This is a genomic window from Moraxella tetraodonis (genome assembly GCF_022359095.1).
GTDB lineage: Bacteria > Pseudomonadota > Gammaproteobacteria > Pseudomonadales > Moraxellaceae > Faucicola > Faucicola tetraodonis.
On record NZ_JACSYB010000001.1, the window covers coordinates 1931311 to 1956808 of the forward strand.

Annotated in this window: 23 protein-coding genes and 1 pseudogene; 8 read left to right on the forward strand and 16 right to left on the reverse strand. The window is 44.0% G+C overall.

Annotated elements, in window-relative coordinates; translation table 11 throughout:
- Positions 1-11: 11 nt before the first annotated feature.
- Positions 12-902 (forward strand): protease HtpX, encoded by an 891-nt coding sequence (htpX, locus tag H9W84_RS08460; protein WP_239743013.1) that lies wholly within the window; start codon positions 12-14, stop codon positions 900-902.
- Between the two features lie 91 nt (positions 903-993).
- On the opposite strand, the gene H9W84_RS08465 is transcribed toward htpX, so the two are convergent.
- The 4 genes from H9W84_RS08465 to H9W84_RS08480 form a co-directional block, all read right to left on the reverse strand.
- Positions 994-1257 (reverse strand): DUF2789 family protein, encoded by a 264-nt coding sequence (locus H9W84_RS08465; RefSeq protein WP_239743015.1) that lies wholly within the window; start codon positions 1255-1257, stop codon positions 994-996.
- 231 nt (positions 1258-1488) lie between these two features.
- The gene (locus tag H9W84_RS08470) at positions 1489-2475 is read right to left on the reverse strand and encodes a malate dehydrogenase (RefSeq protein WP_007116966.1); all 987 of its coding nucleotides are present in this window, start codon (positions 2473-2475) and stop codon (positions 1489-1491) included.
- Between the two features lie 227 nt (positions 2476-2702).
- Positions 2703-3479, reverse strand: coding sequence for a T2 family ribonuclease (locus H9W84_RS08475; RefSeq protein ID WP_239743017.1), 777 nt, complete (start codon positions 3477-3479; stop codon positions 2703-2705).
- A gap of 304 nt (positions 3480-3783) precedes the next feature.
- Positions 3784-5769 (reverse strand): lytic transglycosylase domain-containing protein, encoded by a 1986-nt coding sequence (locus tag H9W84_RS08480; RefSeq protein ID WP_239743019.1) that lies wholly within the window; start codon positions 5767-5769, stop codon positions 3784-3786.
- A gap of 270 nt (positions 5770-6039) precedes the next feature.
- Between H9W84_RS08480 and H9W84_RS08485 the strand changes: the two genes are divergently transcribed.
- From H9W84_RS08485 to H9W84_RS08495, 3 genes are all read left to right on the forward strand, one after another.
- Entirely contained in the window at positions 6040-6801 is a 762-nt protein-coding gene (locus H9W84_RS08485) for a class I SAM-dependent methyltransferase (protein ID WP_239743021.1), read from the forward strand.
- A 73-nt stretch (positions 6802-6874) separates the two neighbouring features.
- On the forward strand, positions 6875-8341 hold the full coding sequence (gene miaB, locus H9W84_RS08490) for a tRNA (N6-isopentenyl adenosine(37)-C2)-methylthiotransferase MiaB (protein WP_239743023.1): 1467 nt from the start codon (positions 6875-6877) through the stop codon (positions 8339-8341).
- A 4-nt stretch (positions 8342-8345) separates the two neighbouring features.
- Positions 8346-8660, forward strand: a complete 315-nt coding sequence (locus H9W84_RS08495) for a hypothetical protein (RefSeq protein ID WP_219333418.1) — start codon at positions 8346-8348, stop codon at positions 8658-8660.
- Between the two features lie 10 nt (positions 8661-8670).
- Here H9W84_RS08495 and H9W84_RS08500 read toward each other — a convergent pair whose 3' ends face one another.
- The 3 genes from H9W84_RS08500 to gspE are packed head-to-tail and all read right to left on the reverse strand — an operon-like array spanning position 8671 to position 10678.
- Positions 8671-8871 carry a hypothetical protein gene (locus H9W84_RS08500; protein ID WP_050324717.1) on the reverse strand — a complete coding sequence of 67 codons (201 nt, stop codon included), beginning with the start codon at positions 8869-8871 and terminating at the stop codon, positions 8671-8673.
- Complete coding sequence (locus H9W84_RS08505; protein WP_050324716.1) at positions 8861-9127, reverse strand: BrnT family toxin; 267 nt, start codon at positions 9125-9127, stop codon at positions 8861-8863. Before H9W84_RS08505 ends, H9W84_RS08500 begins: the two co-directional genes overlap by 11 nt.
- A gap of 45 nt (positions 9128-9172) precedes the next feature.
- Entirely contained in the window at positions 9173-10678 is a 1506-nt protein-coding gene (gspE, locus tag H9W84_RS08510) for a type II secretion system ATPase GspE (RefSeq protein ID WP_239743025.1), read from the reverse strand.
- 173 nt (positions 10679-10851) lie between these two features.
- Here gspE and H9W84_RS08515 point away from each other — a divergent pair, with 173 nt between their 5' ends.
- Both H9W84_RS08515 and H9W84_RS08520 read left to right on the forward strand, forming a co-directional pair.
- Complete coding sequence (locus H9W84_RS08515) at positions 10852-11703, forward strand: thiazole synthase (protein ID WP_239743027.1); 852 nt, start codon at positions 10852-10854, stop codon at positions 11701-11703.
- Positions 11704-11731: 28 nt separating this feature from the next.
- On the forward strand, positions 11732-13090 hold the full coding sequence (locus tag H9W84_RS08520; protein WP_239743029.1) for a WS/DGAT/MGAT family O-acyltransferase: 1359 nt from the start codon (positions 11732-11734) through the stop codon (positions 13088-13090).
- Positions 13091-13162: 72 nt separating this feature from the next.
- Here H9W84_RS08520 and H9W84_RS08525 read toward each other — a convergent pair whose 3' ends face one another.
- From H9W84_RS08525 to H9W84_RS08540, 4 genes are all read right to left on the reverse strand, one after another.
- Positions 13163-13891 carry an amino acid ABC transporter ATP-binding protein gene (locus tag H9W84_RS08525; protein ID WP_138019449.1) on the reverse strand — a complete coding sequence of 243 codons (729 nt, stop codon included), beginning with the start codon at positions 13889-13891 and terminating at the stop codon, positions 13163-13165.
- 115 nt (positions 13892-14006) lie between these two features.
- Entirely contained in the window at positions 14007-14678 is a 672-nt protein-coding gene (locus tag H9W84_RS08530; RefSeq protein WP_050324714.1) for an ABC transporter permease subunit, read from the reverse strand.
- Positions 14675-15421 (reverse strand): amino acid ABC transporter permease, encoded by a 747-nt coding sequence (locus tag H9W84_RS08535; RefSeq protein WP_040404072.1) that lies wholly within the window; start codon positions 15419-15421, stop codon positions 14675-14677. Before H9W84_RS08535 ends, H9W84_RS08530 begins: the two co-directional genes overlap by 4 nt.
- Before the next feature lie 136 nt (positions 15422-15557).
- Positions 15558-16637, reverse strand: a complete 1080-nt coding sequence (locus tag H9W84_RS08540; protein ID WP_128680003.1) for a glutamate/aspartate ABC transporter substrate-binding protein — start codon at positions 16635-16637, stop codon at positions 15558-15560.
- A gap of 368 nt (positions 16638-17005) precedes the next feature.
- Between H9W84_RS08540 and hslO the strand changes: the two genes are divergently transcribed.
- On the forward strand, positions 17006-17941 hold the full coding sequence (gene hslO, locus H9W84_RS08545) for an Hsp33 family molecular chaperone HslO (RefSeq protein WP_007116981.1): 936 nt from the start codon (positions 17006-17008) through the stop codon (positions 17939-17941).
- 322 nt (positions 17942-18263) lie between these two features.
- Here the strand turns inward: hslO and H9W84_RS08550 are convergent.
- The 4 genes and pseudogenes from H9W84_RS08550 to H9W84_RS08565 all read right to left on the reverse strand — a co-directional run.
- Positions 18264-19073, reverse strand: a pseudogene (locus H9W84_RS08550) (NYN domain-containing protein); the annotation flags it as partial.
- Positions 19058-21826 (reverse strand): type I DNA topoisomerase, encoded by a 2769-nt coding sequence (gene topA / locus H9W84_RS08555; RefSeq protein ID WP_239743031.1) that lies wholly within the window; start codon positions 21824-21826, stop codon positions 19058-19060. The pseudogene H9W84_RS08550 and the gene topA, both read right to left, overlap by 16 nt.
- Positions 21827-21873: 47 nt before the next feature.
- On the reverse strand, positions 21874-22374 hold the full coding sequence (locus H9W84_RS08560; RefSeq protein WP_095355881.1) for a hypothetical protein: 501 nt from the start codon (positions 22372-22374) through the stop codon (positions 21874-21876).
- Positions 22375-22382: 8 nt separating this feature from the next.
- Entirely contained in the window at positions 22383-23138 is a 756-nt protein-coding gene (locus H9W84_RS08565) for a ParA family protein (RefSeq protein WP_239743033.1), read from the reverse strand.
- 241 nt (positions 23139-23379) lie between these two features.
- On the opposite strand from H9W84_RS08565, the gene H9W84_RS08570 reads away from it, so the two are divergent.
- Positions 23380-24018 (forward strand): DUF2799 domain-containing protein, encoded by a 639-nt coding sequence (locus H9W84_RS08570; RefSeq protein WP_239743035.1) that lies wholly within the window; start codon positions 23380-23382, stop codon positions 24016-24018.
- Positions 24019-24273: 255 nt separating this feature from the next.
- On the opposite strand, the gene ttcA is transcribed toward H9W84_RS08570, so the two are convergent.
- A complete protein-coding gene (gene ttcA, locus H9W84_RS08575) occupies positions 24274-25470 on the reverse strand; it encodes a tRNA 2-thiocytidine(32) synthetase TtcA (protein ID WP_239743739.1) in 1197 nt (398 codons plus the stop codon).
- Positions 25471-25498: the final 28 nt, after the last annotated feature.

Below are 25498 nucleotides of genomic sequence, written 5' to 3' on the forward strand. Positions count from 1 at the left end.
AGGAAACCGTCATGTTACGAATTGGCTTATTTCTTTTAACTAACCTAGCAGTGATGGTGGTGTTTGGTATCGTCATGAACTTCATCGCCCCAATGCTAGGGTTCAATTTGGGCGGCACAGGCACGACTAGCCTGCTGGTGATGTGTTTCATCTATGGTATGATAGGGTCTTTTGTATCGCTGTTGATGTCAAAATGGCTCGCCAAACGCTCCACAGGTACGCAAGTCATTGAACAGCCTGCTACTCAGTTGGAAGTTTGGCTGGTCGAAACGGTTCGCCGTTTAGCGCAAAACGTCAATATTGATATGCCAGAAGTGGGTATCTTTGATAATCCATCGCCCAATGCGTTTGCGACAGGTTGGAACAAAAACAAAGCTCTGGTTGCGGTATCGACTGGACTACTACAATCGATGAACCAAGAAGAAGTCGAAGCGGTACTTGCTCACGAGATTGGTCACGTTGCCAATGGTGATATGGTGACCTTAGCGCTTGTGCAAGGAGTGGTTAACAGCTTTGTGATGTTCTTTGCGCGCATTGTGGGTTTATTTGTAGATCAGGCGGTATTTAAAAATGACAGCAATTCACCTGGCATGGGCTATTACATTACCAGTATGGTGTTAGATATTGTGTTTGGTATTGCCGCACAAGCAGTGGTTATGTGGTTCTCTCGTTACCGTGAATACCGTGCGGATGAAGCAGGCGCACGTTTGGCGGGTAAATACAACATGATTGCTGCCTTAGAAGCGTTAAAACCTGCCAGCCAGCATCCTGACTATATGCCGCAAGGCATGAAAGCCTTTGCCATTAATGAAGGTAAAGGGGGATTTAGTTTTGCCCAGTTATTTGCTAGCCACCCCTCCCTTGATGACCGTATTGCCCATTTACAAAAATTGGCTAACTAAACATTTGAGTATTTGAGCACTAAAAAACCCAATCAAATGATTGGGTTTTTTAGTGCTGATCTTGTATCAAAAAATTAACTGACTAAGTCAATTATTTGGTTAGATTCGTCGCATCCATGGCATCTTTATGCAGACGGGTATTTAATTCATCGATAATCTCAATCCAACCTGCATCTGCATGATATTCTTCTTTTAAAAATTTGCGTTGGTTATCAGTCCAAACCGTCGCATCACTAAGCTTTACTGACTGTGGCAGTTGGTTATTTTGGATAAAAGCTTCAATGGATGCATCATCGCTGTCCATGCCCATTTGCTCAAACAACATATTAATGTTTCTTTCGCCATCTATCATCATTGTGGTTCTCCTAGTACTCTTAAAAGTATCAATGGTTATTGCAATATCATTATTTTTGAGCACTCGTTTTATTTAAAAATAATCAAAAAAGTGCCATGGGTTATTGTTACCGTTAGCATTGTAGCCAAAATTGGGTAAAAAAAATGTGATTTGATTGTATAGAGTGGTTATTTCATGTAAAAAGACCAGCCTTATGAGGCTGGTTTTTTTGGTTAAAACATTCTAACCTAATTAGTTAGGTAATAAGTGGCTTACCGCATCACGCTCTTCAGCGAGCTCAGTTTCGGTGGCTTTCATTTTTTCTTGTGAGAAAGCCGATGAAACATCTAGCCCTTCAACAATTTTCCAATCGCCATTTTGGCAAGTACATGGGAATGAATAGATAAGACCTTTTTGGATACCGTATTCACCATTTGAGTAAACACCCATAGATACCCAATCATTCTCGTCAGTGCCTAGTGCCCATGAACGAATGTGCGCAATCGCAGCATTTGCAGCAGATGCCGCTGATGAGGCACCACGTGCTTTAATGATGGCAGCACCACGCTGTTGTACGTTAGGGATATAAGTACCTTCGTACCAATCACGTTGTACTTGCTCTAGGGCAGGTTGACCTTTTACCGTAGTGAAAGTCAAATCTGGGTACTGGGTTGAAGAGTGGTTACCCCAAATGATCATTTTTTTGATGTCATTCACGGTGGTTTCAGTTTCTTCAGCCAGTTGCGCCATACCACGGTTGTGGTCAAGACGTGTCATCGCTGTAAAGTTACGTGGGTCTAGGTCTGGGGCATTGCGCTGTGCGATTAAGGCATTGGTGTTAGCTGGATTGCCCACAACCAATACTTTGACATTACGGCTAGCGTTGTCATTTAACGCTTTACCTTGTGCAGAGAAGATGGCGGCGTTAGCTTCGAGCAAATCTTTACGCTCCATGCCAGGACCACGAGGACGGGCACCCACAAGTAGTGCATAGTCCGCATCTTTGAACGCAACATTAGCGTCGTCAGTTTGTACGACGCCCGCTAGCAATGGGAATGCACAATCTTCAAGTTCCATTACCACACCTTTTAAAGCTTCTAAGGCCGGCGTGATTTCTAATAATTGTAAAATGACAGGTTGGTCTTTACCTAACATATCACCAGATGCGATACGAAATAATAATGAATAACTGATTTGACCAGCAGCACCAGTCACCGCAACACGAACAGGCTGTTTCATTGAAAGCTCCTATTATGATAAGTACAAGATCCTTTGCAAAAGCAAGGCAGTGAAAAAAGCAGAAAAAGTTGTCTAAAAAAGCTTGCCTAGTTTATCACTTGTCACCATCAAAGACCATAAATTTATGGGGTCAATTGTCGGGTGAGCTTGACAATTATGGGTTGAAGTGAGGCAAAGAACAAAATAAAAAATGCTTAAACCTAAGCAAAAATTGATACTACTATCCTTCAATAATTGCCATCAATCAGAAACTGACTGGCACAGGCGTAAGAGCGGGTGGCACATTGGGCAAAACGTCCATTGTTGTCATAGCACACGTTGATATAGGTCAATACAGATTGACCTGCACTATTTTTTTGACAGAAAAAATTAAACGAGTTTGGCTTCATGCCGGGGTTTAAAGATAACAATTGGCGGCTAAAACCACTGGACGCGAATCGATAACTGCGACCGCTACTGAGTTCTTTTGGGAGTTTTAATTGACTGGCAAGCGAGTTAATGGTACGAAAATAATTAGGGGTACTTAGGCCACTACAGCGGCCATACTGCTGCCAGATATTTTTGCGAATATTACCATCTGGAATGACTTTTGAGGTGATCTTTTCTTGCAGTGGCGACATGCTGTAGCGGCTATTGCTACAAGACTGGTTCGCCACCCGATAAAAATTCACCGTCATCGGGTTGCCTTCGATACATTGGCGAAGATTACCCATGTATGGGTTGAGCTTGCAGACAGCAGGGGATAATTCCACCCCTAAAACACTGTCGGCATGGGCAGCTGGGGTCGCTATAGTACCCATCACCGCCAAGCAGCTGAGTGACAAGTAACCGCTAAACTTTGCCCTTTTTTGATGACTTGAGTTGATAACTAAACTAGCTAAATTTGCCGCCGCCTTATCATCTTTAAACTGTAATGGAAACTGTAACGATGCCCATTTGACGGCGTGTGATGCCGCGTGCAAGTTGGTAAAATCGAGTAACGTTTTTAGACAAGATGACAGCATAACAATTAAACCAAATAGTTGGTGATTAAAAACAAGCAGGTTGTTTTAACGTTTACAGTGAGCTTTTAAAATAGAAGTGACAGCAGGGGTTGTTGACCTATCAATTTTTTGCTTGAAAAAACTTAATTTTTTCCCATTGCAACTAACCTTAATGAGTCATGTCAATTTTTTGAAATCATACTGATTAGGTCAGAATTTGTAAACCCTGTATATACTAAAAAACAACAGTAATTTATTGACTGTTATCAATCAATTAGCTGTTGTTTTTTAGCGGATTTAGCAGGTTTATTTAATTCAGATTAATTTAATATTTAGCAGCAATGGTACCCATACGCTGACTAATCGGTTGGTTGCTGCCGCCAAGGAGCACATCATAATTGGTCGCATTTTCCATCACGGCTTTGACATAATTGCGCGTTTCTGCATAAGGAATAGTCTCAACATACTGATCGGCCGCTAGGCTACCGTTCTCAGGTTGCCAAGTTTTGGCCTTACCTGGTCCTGCATTGTAGCCTGCGGTGGCTAGTACAGGCTGACCGCCCAATTTATTTAAAATATCGCCCATATAATACGTACCATAGCGGATATTGGTATCGCCCCCTGCGACGCGAGATGGCTCATACGGTTCGCCCAATTTACGTGCGATATAGCGCGCGGTGTCTGGCATGATTTGCATCAACCCACCTGCCCCGACACCCGAACGCGCGCCGATATTAAAACGGCTTTCTTGACGCATGATGCCATACGCCCACGCAGGATCGATTCCTGCTTGGCGGCTGTATTGCACGACACTAGACTGATGGGGCATCGGGAATGCCAGTGCCGAATTTGGAATTGTTTTGGTGGATTCCAACGCATAGATAGCACGGTCGTACCATCCCATGTCCGATGCGGTTTGCGCTGCTGCCAAAATCATCGTCTCATCACCACGGTCACGTGCTTTTTTTACTGCCCAGTTCCATTCACGGTTGGTATAGCTGGGATTGGCGGCAAGTTTATAGAGGGTAAATGCGCGATTAAAGAAACTATCGTTTGCGAGGCGTGAGTAATCACTATTACTCACCGGTGGATTGGTCGGTAAGCGGTCAAAACGCTGCCCCAGTTGGTCTTTGGAGAGCAGTCCATAATAGTCATTGGTTTGCGCCAATTGACTAAATAGCTGATTGGCTTGTTGACGCTGCTGGTTAGTGCCACCCAATTTGTAGGCTTTGGCAAGCCAATATTGCCATATCGGTTGCTGCTGATTTTTATAGTCCATTGCGCCAATGGCTTGTGCCAAATCTGACCATCGACTGTAGCGTATCGCTGCTTGGGCATAGTTTTCGGCTTCTTCATTGTTAAATGGTACGCCTAAACTTTTTTGCATCCAATCCACCGCGTCACTACTAAACCCTTGATCGGTATTGACGCCCATCCTTGCCACACCCAAGGTACGGTAGGCATATTGACGGGTTTTGGCATCAAAAAACTGCGGGTTTCGCCCCAAATCATAGTTAAGCTGCATCGCCGCTTCACTGACAGATTTTTTGGCAAGTTGCCCTAAACCGTATAGATATAAATATCGATTGCTGGCGGTTGCTGGCATACTACCGAGTTGTGAGAAAAATGCATTGGGACTGCTACTGATGCTCATGAGCTGATTGTAGCTCATCTGCACGCCCAATCGGCTGGCAAGCTGCACGATATCACCATTGTTGCCCGTACGTAGCATACGATACAGTCGCTGCTCACGGTCATCATTGCTAACCATGCGATTGCCATTGAGCTCTGTCGCCAACTGTTGGCAAAGCTGTGGCAGTTTTTTATCCGTGCTGAGCCAAACATTACCTTTTTCGGTATAAGCGCGCATGCTATCGCCACCGTGATTGAAACCTAACGCAATGGCACAAGCTTCACTGGCATCAGGATTGGTTACATAGCTTGCCACTTGTCTAACCGCATCATAATCACCCATCCGCGCTTTGGTTTCCGCATAATCTGCCGCCAATTTTTCTGCCATCGCAGTTTGTGGATAACGGTTAGCAAAACTCACAATCGCTGATGCAGGCTGAGCGTCTAAGTCTTTATTAAGCTGCCAATACTCTGGATACATGGCTAGACTGCCACCCGCCATCATTTGCTGATAGTTGCCCATTTGCGATAAGTTGCCGCGGCTAGCTTCACGTTCGGCTTGGTTAAAATAACTATCCGCCGTGCTAGGCGTCCCTACAGAATAGCTACTTGCGCAAGCAGATTCTGCAAAAACAGCAATCACACCGCATGAAATCATCGAAAGCTTGAGATTTTTCATAATAATTGGTAAGACCTTTAACTAGGATAAATAAATAGGATAAATAGGCAAAAAATGACAAAAGTAATGTAAAAATGGTTAACCTTGCTGAAGCGATTATAACGATTGTCGACTAAAAAAAATTTACCCAAATATCAACTAATTGTATAAAAATGTTGCAGCTTATTTTATATAAATAATAGTTTTTAATCTTTAAATTTAATTAACTATAAATTATCAATTATTTGGATTATGATAAGTCTATTATTAGCCAACTAAATGCGATAAGCCATGACCCATACCCAGCACGCCCTAAATATTCAGCAATACCAAGACAAATCCCACAACTACCTTAATAGCGCTGTCCATGCGCAAGGCGCTGAGTTCGACAAAATAAAGCAGTTGATAGAGGCGCACAAGCTTGCGCATATATTGGATTTGGGCTGTGGCGGTGGGCACGTCAGTTATCAAGTGGCACCTGTGGCCACATCAGTGATTGCTTATGATATTACCCCTACGATGATTGAAGTTGTCGCCAGCCAAGCCAAAACACGCGGCCTAACCAATATTACCACGCAAATCGGTACAGCAGAAAAATTACCCTTTGCCGACCACCAATTTGATGCCATTATCACGCGCTATTCTGCGCACCATTGGCAGAATGTACCACAAGCGCTGTTTGAAATGCATCGCGCCCTAGCTCACGATGGCAAAGTGGTGATTGTCGATGTGTTGGGCAATAGCAACCCTGTGCTCAATAATTTTTTACAAACCATTGAAACCATCCGCGATCCCAGTCATGTCAAAGATTATAGTCTTGCCGAGTGGTTGTATTTTGCAGAAATCACCGGCTTTTGCGTGACGACTGTCGAGATGCAAAAACTGGCATTAAATTTTGACAGTTGGGTCGCCCGTATGCATACAGCTGATACCAGCATACAAGTGATTCGAGCCTTACAAAAAAATTGTGCCGCGCCTGTTAGACAATATTTTGAGATAGATGAGGCTGGCAATTTTAGCACCGATGTCATTTATTTAGTGCTGTCAAAATAATCACTACCGCATCTTACCAAAAAAATCTGTTATAATTGAGGGTTTATTTTAGGCGAAACATTTAGGTGTAGTCATGACAGTTGCTACTTTTGACCCAAAAGCACAGATTTCCAAAACTCAAAATTTGGTAACGCCAACGCTAGCGGTGAGTGTTGAACCCACCATGCCACCAGCGGATACTCGTGTCAAACGCGTGTTTATCGAGACCCAAGGCTGTCAGATGAATGTGTATGACTCTGAAAAAATGGCAGATGTGCTAGGCGACTCCCATGGCATGGTACTGACGGACAATCCTGAAGAAGCCGATGTGCTGCTGATGAATACCTGCTCGATTCGTGAAAAAGCGCAAGAAAAAGTATTTTCTGAGCTCGGACGCTGGAAAAAGCTTAAAGAGAAAAACCCGAATCTGGTCATCGGTGTGGGTGGCTGCGTGGCGTCACAAGAAGGCGATAAAATCCAAAGCCGTGCCCCGCATGTCGATATGGTGTTTGGACCGCAAACCCTGCATCGCCTGCCAGAACTTTATGACCAATCTACCAAACAACTGAATGTCAAACCCAAAAACCGCATCGGCGTCGTCGATGTGTCTTTCCCTAGCATTGAAAAATTTGACTTTTTACCCGAGCCCAAAGTAGAAGGGTTTAAGGCGTTTGTATCTATCATGGAAGGCTGCTCAAAATACTGCTCATTTTGCGTGGTGCCCTACACCCGCGGGGAAGAAATCTCGCGCCCACTCGATGATGTACTTGCCGAGATTGACAGCCTTGCCAGCCAAGGGGTACGTGAAGTAACACTATTGGGGCAAAACGTCAATGGCTATCGGGGCGAAAAACACGATGGTACGATTTGCCGTTTTAGTGAGTTATTGCATTACGTGGCACACGTTGACGGCATTGAGCGCATTCGCTATACCACCAGCCATCCACTGGAATTTAGCGATGATATCATTGAAGCGTATGCCAAAATACCAAAACTGGTATCCCACCTGCACCTACCTGTGCAAAGTGGCTCCAACGCTATCCTAGCTGCCATGAAGCGTAACCACACCATTGATATCTACATTGAGCAAATCCGCAAACTGCGCGCGGTGCGCCCTGATATGTATTTATCAAGCGATTTTATTATTGGTTTTCCCAATGAAACCGACAAAGATTTCCAAGATACGCTCAATCTTGCCAAAGATTTGGATTTTGACCATTCGTATAGCTTTATTTACTCCAAGCGCCCAGGCACCCCTGCGTCAGACTTGCCCGACAATATCGACATAGCAACCAAAAAAGCCCGTTTGGCTGAGTTTCAAAAGGTAATTGTCGATTCGACTTGGGCAAAAACCCAAGGCATGGTGGGTCAAACCGTGCGTGTGCTAGTGGAGCAACATGGCGACCGCAATCCTGAATTTTTGATGGGAACGGCAGATAATACGCGAACGGTATTGTTCAAAGGCGATGATGCGTTGATTGGTAAACTGGTGATGGTGAAAGTCACGCGTGCCATGAGTCCGCATTTGGTGGAAGGTGAGTTGGTGGAGGTTTTAGGTTAAGATAATGGCATTTGACATGTGGTTTGATTGTGACAATGAGAAAATTAATTGTCAAATTTCGCATGAGGACGAACGTATTTTACGTTTAGCCGAAGGTAACACTAACTTTTCAACGCTTACTTGGCTACTAGATAACTTCTATAATGACCCAGTGATTTATCCGAATGTTGCTAAATCACTGGTCGTTGAATTAAATAATTTGGCAGACTATTTTGCGAAAAATAACCATAAGCAATCTATCACTCACTGTCAGAAAATCGAAAACTTTATCCGTTTGTCAATTGAAAAAATGCAAGTTATTCATTGCATCAGTGACTAAAACACATAATTTAAACAGTAGATTGTGTGTGAATTTTCATCGCCATTACTTGGCGAATCATTTCACTGATATGTTTTTTAGTATCATCATCTTGGGTTACAAGCCAATCACTCACATCTTTATCCAGCAAATGCTGTTGTTCTCGCAACCGATTAAGATGGGAAATTTGTGTCGCTCTTTGAGCATTTGAGAAATCGTATTCAGTTTGCATATTGTTTTTCCTCGTTTTTGGTTGCTTTTCGTGCAGATATTAACCGAATCATATCATCATTATCCACATAGCAATAGACAACAACTAATAAGCGATTTGCCATTCCTAATAATACAAATCTTGGTTCATCTTGGTCAAAATCTTCACGTACTAGCGCATTCGGGTCAAGTAATGCAATTTTTGCTTCATCAAAACTTACACCATGTTTGATTTTATTACTCTCAGCTTTATTTTGGTCAAAAGTTATTTGTATCAATTTAGCGACCTATATTCATTTTTTCATTAACACTAGAAAAATATATCACATCTCTTTTTCTTTCGTCACCCTTAACACTTCTTCCAGCGTGGTTTTCCCTGCCAATACTTTTTTGAGTCCATCGGCACGAATTGACGGTGTTTTGCTGCGCGCATAGGCTTCTAACTCAAACTCGGCTGTTTGGCTATGAATCAGTTGTCGCAGTTTGTCATCGACAGGCACCACTTCATAAATCGCAGTACGTCCCCGAAACCCTGATTGATTGCACTTCTCGCAGCCCACAGGTTTTGGCAGTTTAATCTCTCCGACTTCGTCTATTTCAGTAAAAATCTGCGTTTGATAGGCATCGGCAAGTGCCCATGTATGGCAATGCGGACACAAGGTACGCACTAGTCGCTGTGCCACCACGCCAATGAGGCTCGATGACAACAAAAACGGCTCAACCCCCATATCTTGTAGTCGCGTCACCGCACCAATCGCGGTGTTGGTATGCAGGGTCGAGAGTACCAAGTGACCTGTGAGTGACGCTTGCACTGCAATTTCTGCGGTCTCTAAATCGCGAATCTCCCCCACCATCACCACATCAGGGTCTTGGCGTAGCATGGCTCGCAAACTACGCGCAAAGGTCATATCCACTTTATTATTGACTTGGGTTTGCCCAATACCATCTAGCTGAAATTCAATCGGGTCTTCAGCGGTCAAAATATTACGGGTGTTATCGTTCAAATCCGTTAAAGCCGCGTATAGCGTCGTGGTTTTGCCCGAACCTGTCGGACCTGTGACAAGAATAATGCCATGCGGGCGATGGATTAAGCGTTTAAGCTCGCTATAATCATTGTCTGACAAACCCAAATAGGTCATATTTAATCGACCCGCCTGTTTATCCAAAAGCCGCATCACCACACGCTCACCAAAATTTGATGGCAAGGTCGATACCCGCACATCCACTTCTCGCCCAGCCAGACGTAGTGAGATTCGTCCATCTTGCGGTACCCGTTTTTCAGCGATATCGAGTTTTGCCATCACCTTGATACGCGACACCAGTAGCGGTGACAGTTCCCGTTTTGGACTGACGATTTCTTTAAGCACCCCATCCACCCGAAAGCGCACCGATAGGCGTTTTTCAAAGGTTTCGATGTGAATATCTGAGGCGTTTAGGCGGATGGCTTCAGACAGTAGCGCATTGATTAGTCGAATAATCGGTGCGTCATCTTCTTGGTCCATCAAGTCTTCCGTCTCAGGGACACTGTCAGCAAGACTCATCAAATCAGGATGGTCTTCAAGCCCAGCGGCAATATGCTGAGATTCCCCTGTGTTACCTGCATAGACAGCGGCTAACTGCTTTTCAAAATCGTCACTTTGCGCCATGGCAAAATTCAATGGCAGCGGCACCCCTGCTTGACTGGCAAAACGGTTAGCTTCGTTGATGGCTTCCATAGGGGTATCAGCCGTCATCAACAACGTCGGCGGGGCAGTCAAATCTTGCGAGTATTGCAACAGCAGTTGATGACGTTTGGCAAAACTATAGGGCAAGGCAATCGGATTTAGCATAGGGATTATCAAATGAAATAAGCCAAGAAAAGATGCGTTCCATTGTAGCTTATCAACAGGACAAATCCTACCAAGGCGCACAAAAAGACCCTGAGACAAGCTATATTTTGTTATACTAAAGCATTTTTTACTGATTGATAACCATGACAATCAAAATCTAAAAAGGGATGACAATGACCCAAACCACTTCAACTCAAAATCCTGAAACCCAAAATTCTTCAAGCCAAAATACGCTGACCGCCCCAAATGACCGCCTACACATTGGTTCGCGCACGTTTAACTCTCGTTTGCTCGTCGGTACTGGCAAATATACAGATTTGGCACAAACAGGCGAAGCCATCGCTGCCAGCGGCGCGCAAATCGTCACTGTCGCCATTCGGCGCGTAAATATCGGGCAGAAGAAAGATGAACCCAATCTACTCGATGTGATTTCTCCCGAAAAATACACCATTTTACCTAACACCGCGGGCTGTTTTGACGCGGCTAGCGCCGTTCGTACCTGTCAGTTAGCGCGTGAATTGTTGGATGGGCACAACCTTGTCAAACTTGAAGTATTGGGCGATGAAAAAAATCTGTATCCCAACGTCATCGAAACCGTCAAAGCCGCTAAAACGTTGATTGATGATGGCTTTGATGTGATGGTGTACACCTCAGATGACCCGATTGTTGCTAAAGAACTTGAGAGCATGGGCTGTGTGGCGATTATGCCATTGGGCAGTTTGATTGGCTCAGGTCTAGGATTGCTCAATCGCCATACTTTAAGTCTCATCATTGAGCAAACCCAAGTGCCGGTCTTGGTGGATGCAGGCGTGGGTACCGCCAGTGATGCTGCCATTGCGTTGGAATTAGGCTGTGATGGTGTGCTGATGAACACCGCGATTGCCCATGCGCAAAACCCTGTGTTGATGGCGTCTGCCATGAAACATGCGGTGATGGCTGGACGTGAAGCCTTCTTGGCGGGTCGTATGCCAGCACGTTATATGGCACAAGCTAGCTCGCCACAGACTGGCTATTTTTTCCGCTAATTTATTATTTCATACTTAAGGACATCGCATGCGTCTGCTCACCGCCATTGACCAGTTATTTATCTTACTTGAAAATCGCAATCAGCCGATGCACATTGGTGGGCTGTTCTTGTTTGAGATTCCCGATGGCGCAAGCGATACCTTTGTCAGTGATTTGGTGCAGCAGATGGTCACGCAAAAGACGCCGCCGAGTTTTCCGTTTAACCAAGTGTTGTATCACCTAGCATGGTGGAAAACCGATGAAAACTTTGAAGTCGACCATCATTTTCGCCATATCGCCCTGCCCAAACCGGCACGCATCCGTGAGCTATTGACCTATGTATCTCAAGAGCACAGCAAATTACTCAACCGTGCCAAACCGATGTGGGAATGTCACATCATCGAGGGGATTGAAGGCAATCGTTTTGCGTTGTATTTTAAGATTCATCATTCTATGGTCGATGGGATAGCGGCGATTCGTTTGGTGAAAAAATCGCTATCAGAATCGCCAACCGAGCGTATTAGCCTGCCAATTTGGTCGCTAATGACCCGTCATCGTCACCAACTTGATGCTTTGATACCAGAAGATAAATCCCTTCTGCGTGTCGTCAAAGAGCAAGCGCTGGCTATCCCACCCGCCATCAAAGCCTTAGGTAAAAATGTGGTAGAGCGATTTCACAAAGACTACATTACCACTACCCAAGCGCCAGATAGCCCCCTCAACCAACCAGTATCAAGCTCACGGCGTATCTCTGCGCAATCTTATGAGCTTATTCGGTTTCAAACCATCGCCAAACATTACGCTGTGACCGTCAATGATGTGATTTTGGCGATTTGTTCGGGCGCGTTACGCCGTTATTTGCTCGATATCAATGGCTTACCCAAAAAACCCTTGATTGCTTTTGTACCCTTATCCCTGCGCGGTGACAACGATAGCGCAAGCCAACACGTTGGCAATCAAATTACCTTTATTTTAGCCAATCTTGCCACCCACCTTGCCGACCCTGTTGCCCGGTTAAAGACGATTAATGGCAGCACCAAAAATAGTAAAAAACGCTTTTCACGGATGAAGCAAGCGTCGTCGATTATTTATAGTGGGGTTGCTTATAGCCGTTCAGGATTGCAGGTACTTACCGGTCTGTTTCCCGATTATCGCGGTTTTAACTTGATTATCTCAAATGTACCAGGTTCTCATCAGCCATTGTATTGGCAAGGGGCAAAACTGCAGGCGCTGTATCCTGCCTCGATCGTGCTCAATGACCAAGCGATGAATATCACCTTGTGTACTTACGTGGATAAAATCGAGTTTTGTATCGTCACCTGTAGCCAAATATTGCCCCATAGCCAACGATTACTCACCTATATGGAAGAGGAACTCAAAGAATTTGAATCACTCATGAGCAATTAGGCTAATGCAAACTTTGACAATAAAAAACGGCAGTGACTGCCGTTTTTTAATGAAATAAACTTTATCTTATATTTAGTGATTTAAGATTTTTGACAAAAAATCTTTCGCACGCTCGCTACGCGCACCGGCAAAGAATTCTTCACGGCTACAGTTTTCAACGATATGACCTTGATCCATAAAGATGATACGGCTGGCGACTTGGCGCGCAAAGCCCATTTCGTGGGTCACACACATCATAGTCATGCCCTCATTAGCAAGCTCAATCATCACCTCAAGTACCTCTTGAATCATCTCAGGGTCAAGCGCGGAAGTTGGCTCATCAAACAGCATTGCAATCGGGTCCATACTAAGCGCGCGTGCAATTGCTACCCGTTGCTGCTGACCGCCTGACAACTCGGCAGGGTATTTTTTGGCATGCGCTGACAAGCCCACGCGGTCAAGATAACCTAAGCCTTTTTTCTGCGCTTCAGACTGACTACGACCCAATACTTTGATTTGTGCCAAGGTCAAATTTTCTAAGATGGATAAATGCGGAAACAGTTCAAAATGCTGAAATACCATCCCTACCCGGCTACGTAGTTTTGGCAAGTCGGTTGCTTTGGCGCCGACCGACATGCCATCAATCAAGATTTCACCTTGTTGAAAGGCTTCAAGCCCATTGACGGTTTTGATTAAAGTTGATTTACCACTACCTGATGGACCACAGATGACGGTCACATCGCCTTTATGCACATGCGCGGTACAGTCGGTCAATACTTGAAAGTCGCCATACCATTTACTGATTTTGTTGACATTAATCATGATATCGGGACTGGCGTGTCCACTGTTTGATACCAAGCCACCAAATTCGTTGAGCCAGGTGGTTTCATCAATTTTAGTAACTACTGACATGTTATTTTCCTTTATTCAATATTGATTAAGCCATGCGAAAGCGTTTGCGTAGGTGGTTGACAGCGGTCGATGCGGTTAGACTGACCACAAAATAAAACGCCCCTGCCAGCAAGATATAGGGGGTCAATAACCCCATCAAGTCACCGCGCACGTATGAGGCTCGGAAGAAATCCACCAAGCCAATCGCAAACACCAACGTCGTATCTTGGAACAAAATAATCGACTGTTGTAGAAGTAGCGGAAACATCTTGCGAAACGCTTGTGGCAAAATAATAAAGCGCATGGTCTGACCATACGTCATACCCAAGGCTTTAGCAGCATTGACCTGTCCTTTGCCAATTGACTGGATACCCGCACGTACAATTTCAGAAAAATATGCGGCTTCAAACACCATAAATGCCACCACGCACGAAGTAAACGCGGTATCCAACGTCAAATACGTGCCCGTCACCAAGTTGTACACCATCGGTACAGCAAAATAAAACCAAAGCAATACCAACAGCAGCGGCACTGAACGGAAAAAGTTGACATACAGCTTGGCAGGCACGGCTAAAATTTTTATCCCTGATAACCGCATCAAGGCTAGAATCGTACCCAGCGCTAAACCGCCAATGATAGCTAAAAATAACACTTTGAAAGTGATCCATAAGCCACCCATCAACCCGGGCATTGCGGCTTGTAATTCCATCATATTCATGCGCCACCCCCATCGATTTGACCTTTGATGCGTAATTTTTTCTCAAGCCAAGTCATAAAATAAATCAACACCAAATTAAACAATAAATAAATAATCGTGGTAAAGGTATACACTTCGATATTGTTCTGGGTATATTCACTGATAGTTTTGGTTTGACTAATCAGCTCAGTAACCCCGACCAATGAAGCGACCGAGGCATTCTTAAAACAGTTGGTAAGCTCAGAGCTCATCGGTGGTAAAATCACCCGAAACGCCTGTGGCAAGACGATATGGCGATACGTCTGGGGCAAGGTGAACCCAAGCGCATAGGCAGCATTGGTCTGCCCTTTTGGCAATGATTCAATGCCCGTACGCACTTGCTCAACGATACGCGCCGCAGTAAATAACCCAAGACCAATACTTGCCGAAATCACCGCCGAGGTATTTGGGTCTAACTCCTGAAACCACCATTTTTGTAAGGCAGGTGTCAGCCAAGTAGGTGCCACATAAAACCAGAAGAATAACTGTATTAATAGCGGAATGTTACGAAAAAAACTCACATAAGCCGTACCAATCGCTCTAGCAGTTTTATTTGGTAAAGTACGCATAATACCTAAAATCGTACCGATAATTAAGGCAATCAGCCAGCCACTCCCACCAATGACCAACAGCCATTTAAAGCCTGTTAATAGCCACTGCCAGTAGACTTCGTTGCCTACGCCTGTTGGTTGCAGCAACACGCCCCAATTCCAACTATAATTCATTGCCACCCCCAAAATCCTGTCTAGCAAATTGATTTACCCAAAAACTAAAACTGACGTAACCACAATTGATAGGTGATGACGTCAGTTTTATGTTGGATAGCAACCTTCCTAACCTAGTTTGTTGTTATCCCATCAACTAAGGTTTTGTTGCACTTGCAATTGCATTGCTTGCAGATGCCACAGCGGTTGCCACATTACTAGCGCCCGTTGCTACTGCATTGACTGTAGCAGATGCGGCTGCATTAGCGACGTCTTTTGGTTGCGCGCCGTCATGTGGGTTTGCTAACAAGGCTTTTAAGTTGTCAGACATTTGGAAGTTCATATTGATGTTTTTTGGTGGAATCGGTGACATGAACCATTTTTTGTAGATGTCGTTGATTTCACCTGATGAATAAGTCGCAACCAACGCATCATCGACTACTTTTTTAAATTCACTATCGTCTTTACGCATCATACAGCCGTAAATTTCATACGATTGTGGGGTACCAACAATGACCCATTTGTTTGGATCTTTGGCTTTGGCTTTTTCACCCGCAAGCAGTACGTCATCCATCATAAAGGCTGCCGCACGACCGCTTTCTAACATCAAGAAAGATTCGCCGTGGTCTTTGGCAGAAACGATGTTAATGCCCATTTTTTTGTCATCGTTGAGTTTTTTGATAAAACGCTCAGAGGTGGTACCTGCGGTAGTCACTAAGGTTTTGCCTTTTAAATCCGCAAAATCTTTGATGCCTGAATCTTTAGCCGTTAATAAGCGAGTACCAATCTCAAAGAAACCGTTTGAGAAAGCCACTTGTTTTTGGCGTTCTTCATTGTTGGTGGTTGAACCACACTCTAAGTCAACCGTACCATTTTGTACCAATGGGATACGAGTTTGTGAGGTTACTAGGTTGTAACGCACTTTAAGGTCTGGCATATTCAATTGTTTTTTGACTGCGTCAACAATTTTTAATTGGAGGTCATGGGCATAACCCACAGGTTGGTTTGGCGTACCTGCGATATAAGAAAATGGAATTGAGGAGTCACGGTAACCCAGTACGATTTCCCCTGATTTTTTAATTTTATCGAGCGTTTTTTCACCAGTAGCCGCTGCCGCTGGTTGGCTACCTTCAGTCCCTGCCGCTTTGTTGTCGCTGGCTTTGTTACAACCTGCAAGACCTAATGCCATAATAGCAACGGTTGCTAAGGCTATTGGCTTTTTAGAGATTAAAATCATCCTATGATCCTTGTCGTATGATACGTTCTTAGTTAATCTTTTCGCTGTGTGGCTGTCAATGCCAAATCTAGTGAAAAGACTCCCCCCATCTCTTTATGCTTATCCTTCCCTGTCCTTCATCATCCCTCATTGCACCCATTAAAATCTGGCAAAACCTTGCACAATGACTGATAAAAAATAGTTAAGGATATTCAAAAGATTTCAAATGTGAGTTTATAGTAATTTACTTTTCTGTGTTGTGACAATAGATTTACAAAAAATATTTTTTTCATCATCGACAATTTTTTTACCATTTTTTTGCTATTTTGTATTTTATCCCCATTTATAGCTCAATAAATTGATTAAAACTCACTTAACATAGGTTATTTATGACAACAGCGACTCAAGCACTTCACGATTTTGATATGCGCCAACGTTTTTATTTTGAGCAAAGCCCTGTACGCGGTGACGTGGTACGAATCAACGACAGCCTACAGACGATATTGCAGCAAAAAGATTACCCAGTTGCCCTGCAAAAACTACTTGGGGAAATGTTGGTCGCGGCAAGCTTGCTGATTGGCACCTTAAAAATTGAAGGTCGTCTATCCATTCAATTGCAAAATTCAGGCGCAGCCACTGACCCTGAACAGGACAGCTTAACTTGGGCGATGGCAGAGTGCGACCACCAAGGTCACATTCGCGGTCTTGCAGAGTGGACAGGCGAATGGCAATCCGCACAAACGGCAAATGATGCCTTTGCCAAACTTGGTAAAGTCGGTGAAGGGGTGTTATTTATTAATATCCAACCTGATGCCACGTATGGCACACAAGCAGAAGGTTATCAAGGCATTGTTGAGCGTGTGGCAGATAACTTGGCGGATTGTTTGGCACATTACCAACAGCAATCCGTGCAGATTCCTACCTTAATCAACTTGGCTTGTGATGGTGAGCAAGCGGGCGGTATCGTGCTACAGTTGCTACCACGTACCACAGAAGAAGAGCATGAGACGGTGGATAATGACTTGTTCCCGCGCTTAAAAATCTTAACCAAAACGCTAAAAGCTGAAGAATTAACCACCTTACCAGCCGATGAGATTTTATATCGATTGTATCATGAAGAAGACGTGGTGACGGCTGAGCCTATGCCGTTGACCTTTGCTTGTACTTGCTCACAGCAGAAAAGTGAATCGGCAATTTTTCAGTTGGGCAAACCAGCTGCATTAGAAATTGCTAATGAGCATGGGGATGAATTGGCGCTAGATTGTGGTTTCTGCGGACATGTTTACCGTTTTGATCACAAAGATATTGAGATGATTTTTGCTTAAAAATTAATAATAGCTCAACCATAGCCACGCTAATAACTCTACTAAAAAAGCCCGAATTTGGGCTTTTTTAGTAGAGATTTTATGAGTTTTTTGATTGTAATAGCTGAAGTTTTCTTTTATCGTCCGAAAACTCAAAATATTTACTTTCAATCTTCAATAAGGCTTGATAAATACTTTTACAGTCGTATTCAGAAACATCCAAATTTGGATAAGATTTATTAATTTCTATCGCTAAGGGATTCAAATAAACCCATTGATTGATACCGTATTTAGCTATAATCGTGTCTTGCACGGCTTTCAAAAATTTTGAAAAACTGGCTTTTTTTCTCACAAAAATCTGTGAGCCTCTTCTTTGGAAAGTAAATAATCCTAATTTTTCGAGTAATTCAGAAAGCTTATTACAGCCAAACGTTCTCACATCGAAGTCAGGTTTCAACATGACTAAATATTTGCCTAAATTCCCTAAATATGCCCAACCATCATCATCAGCCGTATCTTTAATTGCTTTATAAATTAATTGTAGTGTTGCACTATCAATGGTAAGTTGCGTTGAGACACTATCTAGTTGTAGCTTTTCAAAGTTTTTCACTTCTGTAACCTGAGTAGGATTTACCACTTGGTTATTGTCATTATTCGTTGAAGTAATTAGTTGAATAGAGGTATCTGTTTTATTAATATCTTCCAAGTTTTCAATATAAATAAACTTATCACAGGCATTAATAAAGGCTTCAGGTGTTTTTGACTTTTCACCAAAACCATAAACGACTAACCCACTTTCTCGTATCCGAGAAGCAAGTGGGGTAAAATCACTGTCGCTAGAAACGATACAAAATCCATCTAACGCTTTGCTATAAAGTAAGTCCATTGCATTGATGATTAACATCATATCGGTAGCGTCTTTACCGCTCGTATAGGCAAACTGTTGTACAGGTGTAATCGCATGAGGCAAAAGTACGTCACGCCAATTTTTTAGATTTTCACTACTCCAATCACCATATACTCTTTTAACGCTAGCAACACCATATTTTGCCACTTCCTGCAAAATCAACGGAATTTTTTTGGCAGAAGAATTATCGGCATCAATTAAAACCGCTAATTTTGCTGAATTATCTTTCGTCACTCTTCCACCCATTTACCTTTACGATAAACCAAGGCAAATTTAGTCGCTTTGCCGTCTTTTTCTGAGCCGATATATTGCTCTGCATTTTTACGACTCCAACGCAAAATTGTTGGATTGCCCTCATTGTCGGTATCTGGCGCGGTAAATAAATACTGGAATTTATCTTCCAACTGATCTTGTATCTCGCGTAACTCTGACAGTTTTGGTGGGCGCGTCTCGCGCACTTTAGGAAATTTTGACGCTGCCAAGAATAACCCTGCTGCCCCTTCACGCAAAATATAATGGTCATCAAATTTTTGTGATTTGAGTTCTGGCATAGGGATTGCGGTCATGCGTGGCGGCGCTGCATCGCCATTTTTGAGCACTTTACGGGTGTTATTGCACTGCTGACAGGCAAAATAGGCACCAAAACGCCCAGTTTTAAGCACCATTTGCCCATCGCATTTATCACAAGGTATGGTAGGCACATCGTCATTGCCTGCGGTTTCAAAGACGCCTTTTTCTAATAGATAGCCATCACAGTCAGGATTGTTACCACAGACATGGAGTTTTAACCCGCCATCGACGATATACCCATCCATCGCGGTATGGCATTTCGGGCAGCGTTTTTTCTCAAGTAGCGCTTGTATCTCGTCGTTGTTGTCCGCGTCGTCCTCACCGAGATTTTGGCTCTCTTTACTGGTTTGGCTATGAAAGGCTTCCACAGGCATCAAATTTTTGGTGCCTTTACAACGCTCTTTGGGGGGTAAATTATAGCCGGTACAACCCAAAAACACCCCTGTAGAGCCTGTACGGATCTGCATTGGGCGCTGACATAAGTCACAATGAATATCTGGGACATCGGTTGGGTCATTAGGCTTCATGCCGTCTTCGTCTTTGGCACGCTCTAACTTGCCTTTAAAATCGCCATAAAAATCATCCAGCACTTTTTTCCAGTTTTGCTGACCTTCAGCGACTTCATCTAGGTTTTCTTCAAGCCCAGCGGTAAAAGTATAGTCCATCAAATGCGGAAAGCTGTTAACCAATCTGTCAGTGACAATATCACCCATTTTTTCGGCGAATAAACGTTTGTTTTCTACCTTGACATAACCACGTTCTTGAATGGTTGAGATGATAGCGGCATACGTGGACGGACGACCAATCCCACGTTTTTCCAGTTCTTTGACTAGGCTTGCTTCAGTATAGCGTGCCGGTGGCTTGGTAAAATGTTGGGTAGGCTCGATACTATCGACCACCAATTTTTCCCCAATTTTTACATCAGGTAATAGATTGTCTTCATTTTTGGCCGGGGGCTGTACTTTGGTATACCCATCAAAGGTCATCACCCGACCTTTGGCTCTAAGCTCAACCTCACCAGCATTGACAATCAACGTCATGGATTGGTACTGCGCAGGTGGCATCTGACACGCCACAAACTGGCGCCAAATCAGCTCATATAAACGCTGGGCATCGCGCTCCATGTCTTTTAGCGAGGCAGATTGTACAAGTACGTCTGAGGGGCGAATCGCTTCGTGCGCTTCTTGGGCGTTTTGCTTGTTGCCATACACATTGGGCGATTTTGGGACATATTTTGTGCCGTATTGTTTGTCGATAAAGCCGCGCACACTGGTGAGTGCATCCGCTGACAAAAAAGTACTGTCGGTTCGCATATAGGTGATATGACCTGCTTCATACAGGCGCTGAGCTAGCATCATGGTTTTTTTGACAGGGAAACCAAGGCGGGTACTGGCGGCTTGTTGCAGTGTCGAGGTGATAAAGGGTGCAGCGGGTTTTGACTGGGTGGGTTTTTCTTCCCGATCTGCTACGATAAAATCGGATGTTTCAAGCAATGCGACAACGGCATGGGTCTGTGCTTCGTTTTCTAGCGACAGGGGTTTACCCGATTTTTTTACCGCTTCTAGGCGAATGGTCTCTTGTTTGGCTTGCTGGCTGTGGGTATTGCTGTGGATTTCCCAATATTCCACTGGGGTAAAAGCGCGAATTTCACGTTCACGCTCGACCACTAGACGCGTGGCGACAGATTGTACTCGCCCTGCCGACAGTCCGCGCGCTACTTTTTGCCATAGCAATGGCGATACCATGAAACCAACGACACGGTCTAAAAATCGTCTGGCTTGCTGCGCGTTGACACGGTCATAGTTTAGCTTGGTGGGGCTTTTAAAGGCATTTTGAATCGCGTTTTTGGTGATTTCGTTAAATACCACGCGGCTGTATTTGTCATCACTGCCACCGATAACTTCTTTGAGATGCCAAGCAATCGCTTCCCCTTCTCTATCCAAGTCGGTTGCAAGATAAATTTCTTTGGCGTCTTTGGCAAGGGATTTTAATTCTTTAATGACTTTAACTTTGCTGGGTAGAATTTCATAATGTGCCACCCAGTCGTGCTCGGGGTCAATGCCCATACGCCGTACCAAGGCTTGCTGCGCTTTTTGCTCTTTGGTGAGCTTGGTATCCGACTTCTCATCGGTTTTTGCTGCGCCAGAACCCGACACAGGTAAATCACGCACGTGCCCCACACTAGAGCGGACGATAAAATCATCTCCCAGATACTTATTGATGGTTTTGGCTTTGGCAGGGGATTCAACAATCACCAAGGCTTTGCCTTGCCCCGACGTTTTAGGCGTTGTTTTTGATGCTTTTGATACGGCTGTTGATTTGGGCGCGGCGGCTTTGGTTGCGGCTTTTTGGGCGGCTTTCGTGTCTGCTTTTGTATCAGCCGTATCCGTGGTTTTGGTTGATTTTCTCGCTGTCGGTGTTTTACTCATGTTGGGTTCACAAAATCATTAAAAAGGGTAAGTTAAAATACGAAAAGTTAGTTATTCTGCACCAATTTGGCATAATCATGCAATTTACTTTTTAACATGATTAGGTCTTTTTCGGTGGTTTCAAGTTCTGATTTCATGCCCAGTTGGCTATTTTCTTGCCAATAAATACACACAAAATTGGCTTTACAGCTTAAACCTTTAACAGTTGTTGCGATGGATGCCGGTAAATCCACCTCCCGATTATCAAGCGCAAAATTAGCGGGATAATGCCCGGTAAAGGGTCGCCATTTGCCCTCAATCACCTGATAATCACAGGGGCGCATCTTCGCGTCCTCAATCACCACGCCGTACTGCGCCATCATGCCTTTACCGCGTTCGCCTGTATCGCCGATAATCCAATCGGGGCATGCGACCAGTTTTGGCTGCACGCCTACGCGTCTGGCTGCCATGCGTAGATTATCACGCATGGTCTCGCGAGCAGAGGGTTTTAACCCCATGATACTACCGACAATAAACACCCCGATGGCGATGGCTATCCATATTCCCATTGATTATATTACTCGTACCAGCTACTATTTTTGGATTTTTTAGATGATGTTTTTGCTTCAGTTTTGGTGTCAGCTTTGTTTTCGGCTTTGGCGTCAACTTTGTCAGTCGGCTGCGGCTCGGAAGCTAACATATCCATAATTGGCTGCCACTGGGCTTGAATGTCGCGGTACGGTTTTTGGCTTTTATCAAAAATCGTCAAGCCGCGCTCTGCCAAGGCTTGATAAATACTACGCTCAGATAGCCAAGCCAGTGGCTGCTGCCCAATATCAGCAAAATACGTCATCAGTTTTTCGGTCGGTTCATTGTCCTGCATCAATTGACTACGCACGCGATTGGCAACCAGATAAATATCGACTTTGCCTTTGCGAATACGTTTGATGTCTTCTAGGCTTTTTAAAAAGCGTTTGGTACTGTCAATATCAAAAAAAGCGGGTAAAACAGGAATTAAAATCGCCTTGCATTCGGCAATCAGCTGCTCGGCTTTAGTGCCTGATAACGCACCTGGGGCATCAATAATCAGCCAGTCGTTTTTACCCAAGCTTTTTGGGATATCACCGATATCATTGCTATCGCGCCAGTCAATACCGATAATAGCAGGTACGTCCGTTGGGCGCATTTTTAGCCACTGTAGGCTTGATTTTTGGGGGTCTGCATCTGCCAATGCCACTGTTTTGCCTTGGTTTGCCAATGCCGCCGCTAGACTCACCGCAATCGAGGTTTTACCACAGCCCCCTTTTTGATTGGCGATTAAAATTTTTTGCATGACCCTCACCCTGTTGATAAAAAATTAATGCATTATCACCACATTAACTCAAAAATTTGACCCTGTTAATTTGACGCTATTCATTTGGTTGTATTAAGTAGCCTAACAAAATTTTAACCATTGATAAATGCTTTTATATAAATAATCTGCTAAATTAAAAAATATCAATTCATTAACGGTTTGATCGGTTTAGCCAGTTTTTGACTGGCTAATAGCGACTTTAAACTTCAAAGGTACCACCATGACGATGCTTTCATTCATAGAGACCTATCACCCAGCAACCACCTCAAAAAAAATGCTTGGACTGTTTGCTGTCACTGCCTCGATGACAGGTTGTGCTACCTTGGGCGGCGGATTAACACCCACTCAGTGCCAACAAAGCAATTGGCAAACCATTGGTTATCAAGATGGTTTACTGGGTCGCAGTCAAGATTATATTCAAAAGCATATCAAGCAATGCGCTAAAGCCAATGCTGTACCCAACCAGCAACAGTGGCGACAAGGTCGTGAAGAAGGATTAAAACGTTATTGCACACCGCTACGCGCTTACCAGTTGGGACGTGAGGGCTATGACTACAATGATGTATGCCCACAATCGATGACGCTTGATTTGTTAAAAGCGCATGACGAAGGTTATCTCAACTACCAACGTGAGCAAAGGCTAAATCAACTGTGGTACAACACCGACCCATTTTGGGGCTCACCATTTTATGGAAGGCTCGGCGGTTTTGGCGGCTGGTCACGTCCGTATTATCCTCGCATCACACCTAACAACCGCCACCCAAAATACATTAATACCCATCAGCCTAAATCAAGCCAACCTGTAGCGCCTCGCCCCGTTACCCCTAGCAATGATGCAACCATAGGGTCAAAAAAATAATCGCGGCTAAGATAAAAATAACGCGACAATTCGTTGTGAAATTTTGTTTTGAAATCTCGTTGCGCAATCTCGTTTAGCGATACGGCTCGTTGCGTGATGGCAACAATTTACAAATTAAAACTAAAAAAGAAGTTCGGGTTTATTTAATCGAACTTTCTTATTAAACCAGTAGCTTATCGAATCAACCGCTTATCACCTCAATAGCTTAACCCATTACAGTAACCAAAATAGTCGTGTGCTTGACCCGCTTGGTTATCAAATCAAAGGATTGATTGTCGGTATTTTTTGGCTCTCAGCGTTTTGGCTGGCGTTGGATTTTTGAGGCGCTTTGGTTTTTTGATATTTGGTAGGGTCAAAGGTTTGCACATCAGGTGCAGTTGGTACCCCTTTTTGCTGAAGCTGCTCATCAATCTGCCCCGCTTGGATGTTTTCCCCTTCAAATACACGGATATGCTCATCACGCTTTAACTGCAAATTTTCAAAGTCAAACAACTCACGGTCAGCGAGCTGTGACGGTGCGACATTTTGCATCGCGCCGAATATCGAATCCAAGCGATTCGGGTATTGTTGATCCCATGCGCGCAGCATGTCATTAATCATTGCCCGTTGCAGGTTTTCTTGGCTGCCGCACAGGTTACAAGGAATAATCGGAAACTGCTTGTAATTGGCATATTTGATAATGTCTTTTTCTTCCACATACGCAAGCGGACGAATCAAAATATTTTGCCCATCATCCGATAGCAGTTTTGGTGGCATGGCTTTGAGACTACCGCCGTGAAATAAATTTAAGAAAAACGTCGCCATGATATCATCACGGTGATGACCGAGTGCCACTTTGGTTGCGCCGATTTGTTTGGCAAAACCATATAACGACCCACGGCGCAGACGTGAACACGCCGAACAGTAAGTTTTACCTTCTGGTACGATTTGCTTGACCACGCTATAGGTGTCTTTTTCTAAAATATAATACGGAATGCCATGCTCGGTCAGATAGTTGGGCAAAATATCTTCAGGATAGTCAGGTTGCTTTTGGTCAAGATTAACGGCAATCACATCAAACTGAATCGGCGCTATTTTCTTTAAGAACAACAAAATATCCAGTAAGGTAAAACTGTCTTTACCGCCTGAAATACACACCATGACCACATCACCGTCTTCAATCATGTTGTAGTCACGAATCGCCCAAGAGACCAGCTTACGTAATTTTTTTTGTAGCTTGCGAAAACGCGCGGATTTGATGTCATCGCCTTGGCTGTCACCTTTAGCATCGCCCAAGGATTGCTGCGCTTCATTGTTTAACGCTTCGTTTAACGCTTCATTGTCTAAAGCATCACTGTCTGACGCCTCACCACCCCAATCATTATCATCAAGCCCATCTATGTCACTATCTAAGTCTACGTCACTCTCTAATAGTTGGGCTGATAATTGGGGATTTAATTCAACAGCAGGCATGGTTGCTGCTGGGCTTACAGAATTGTTT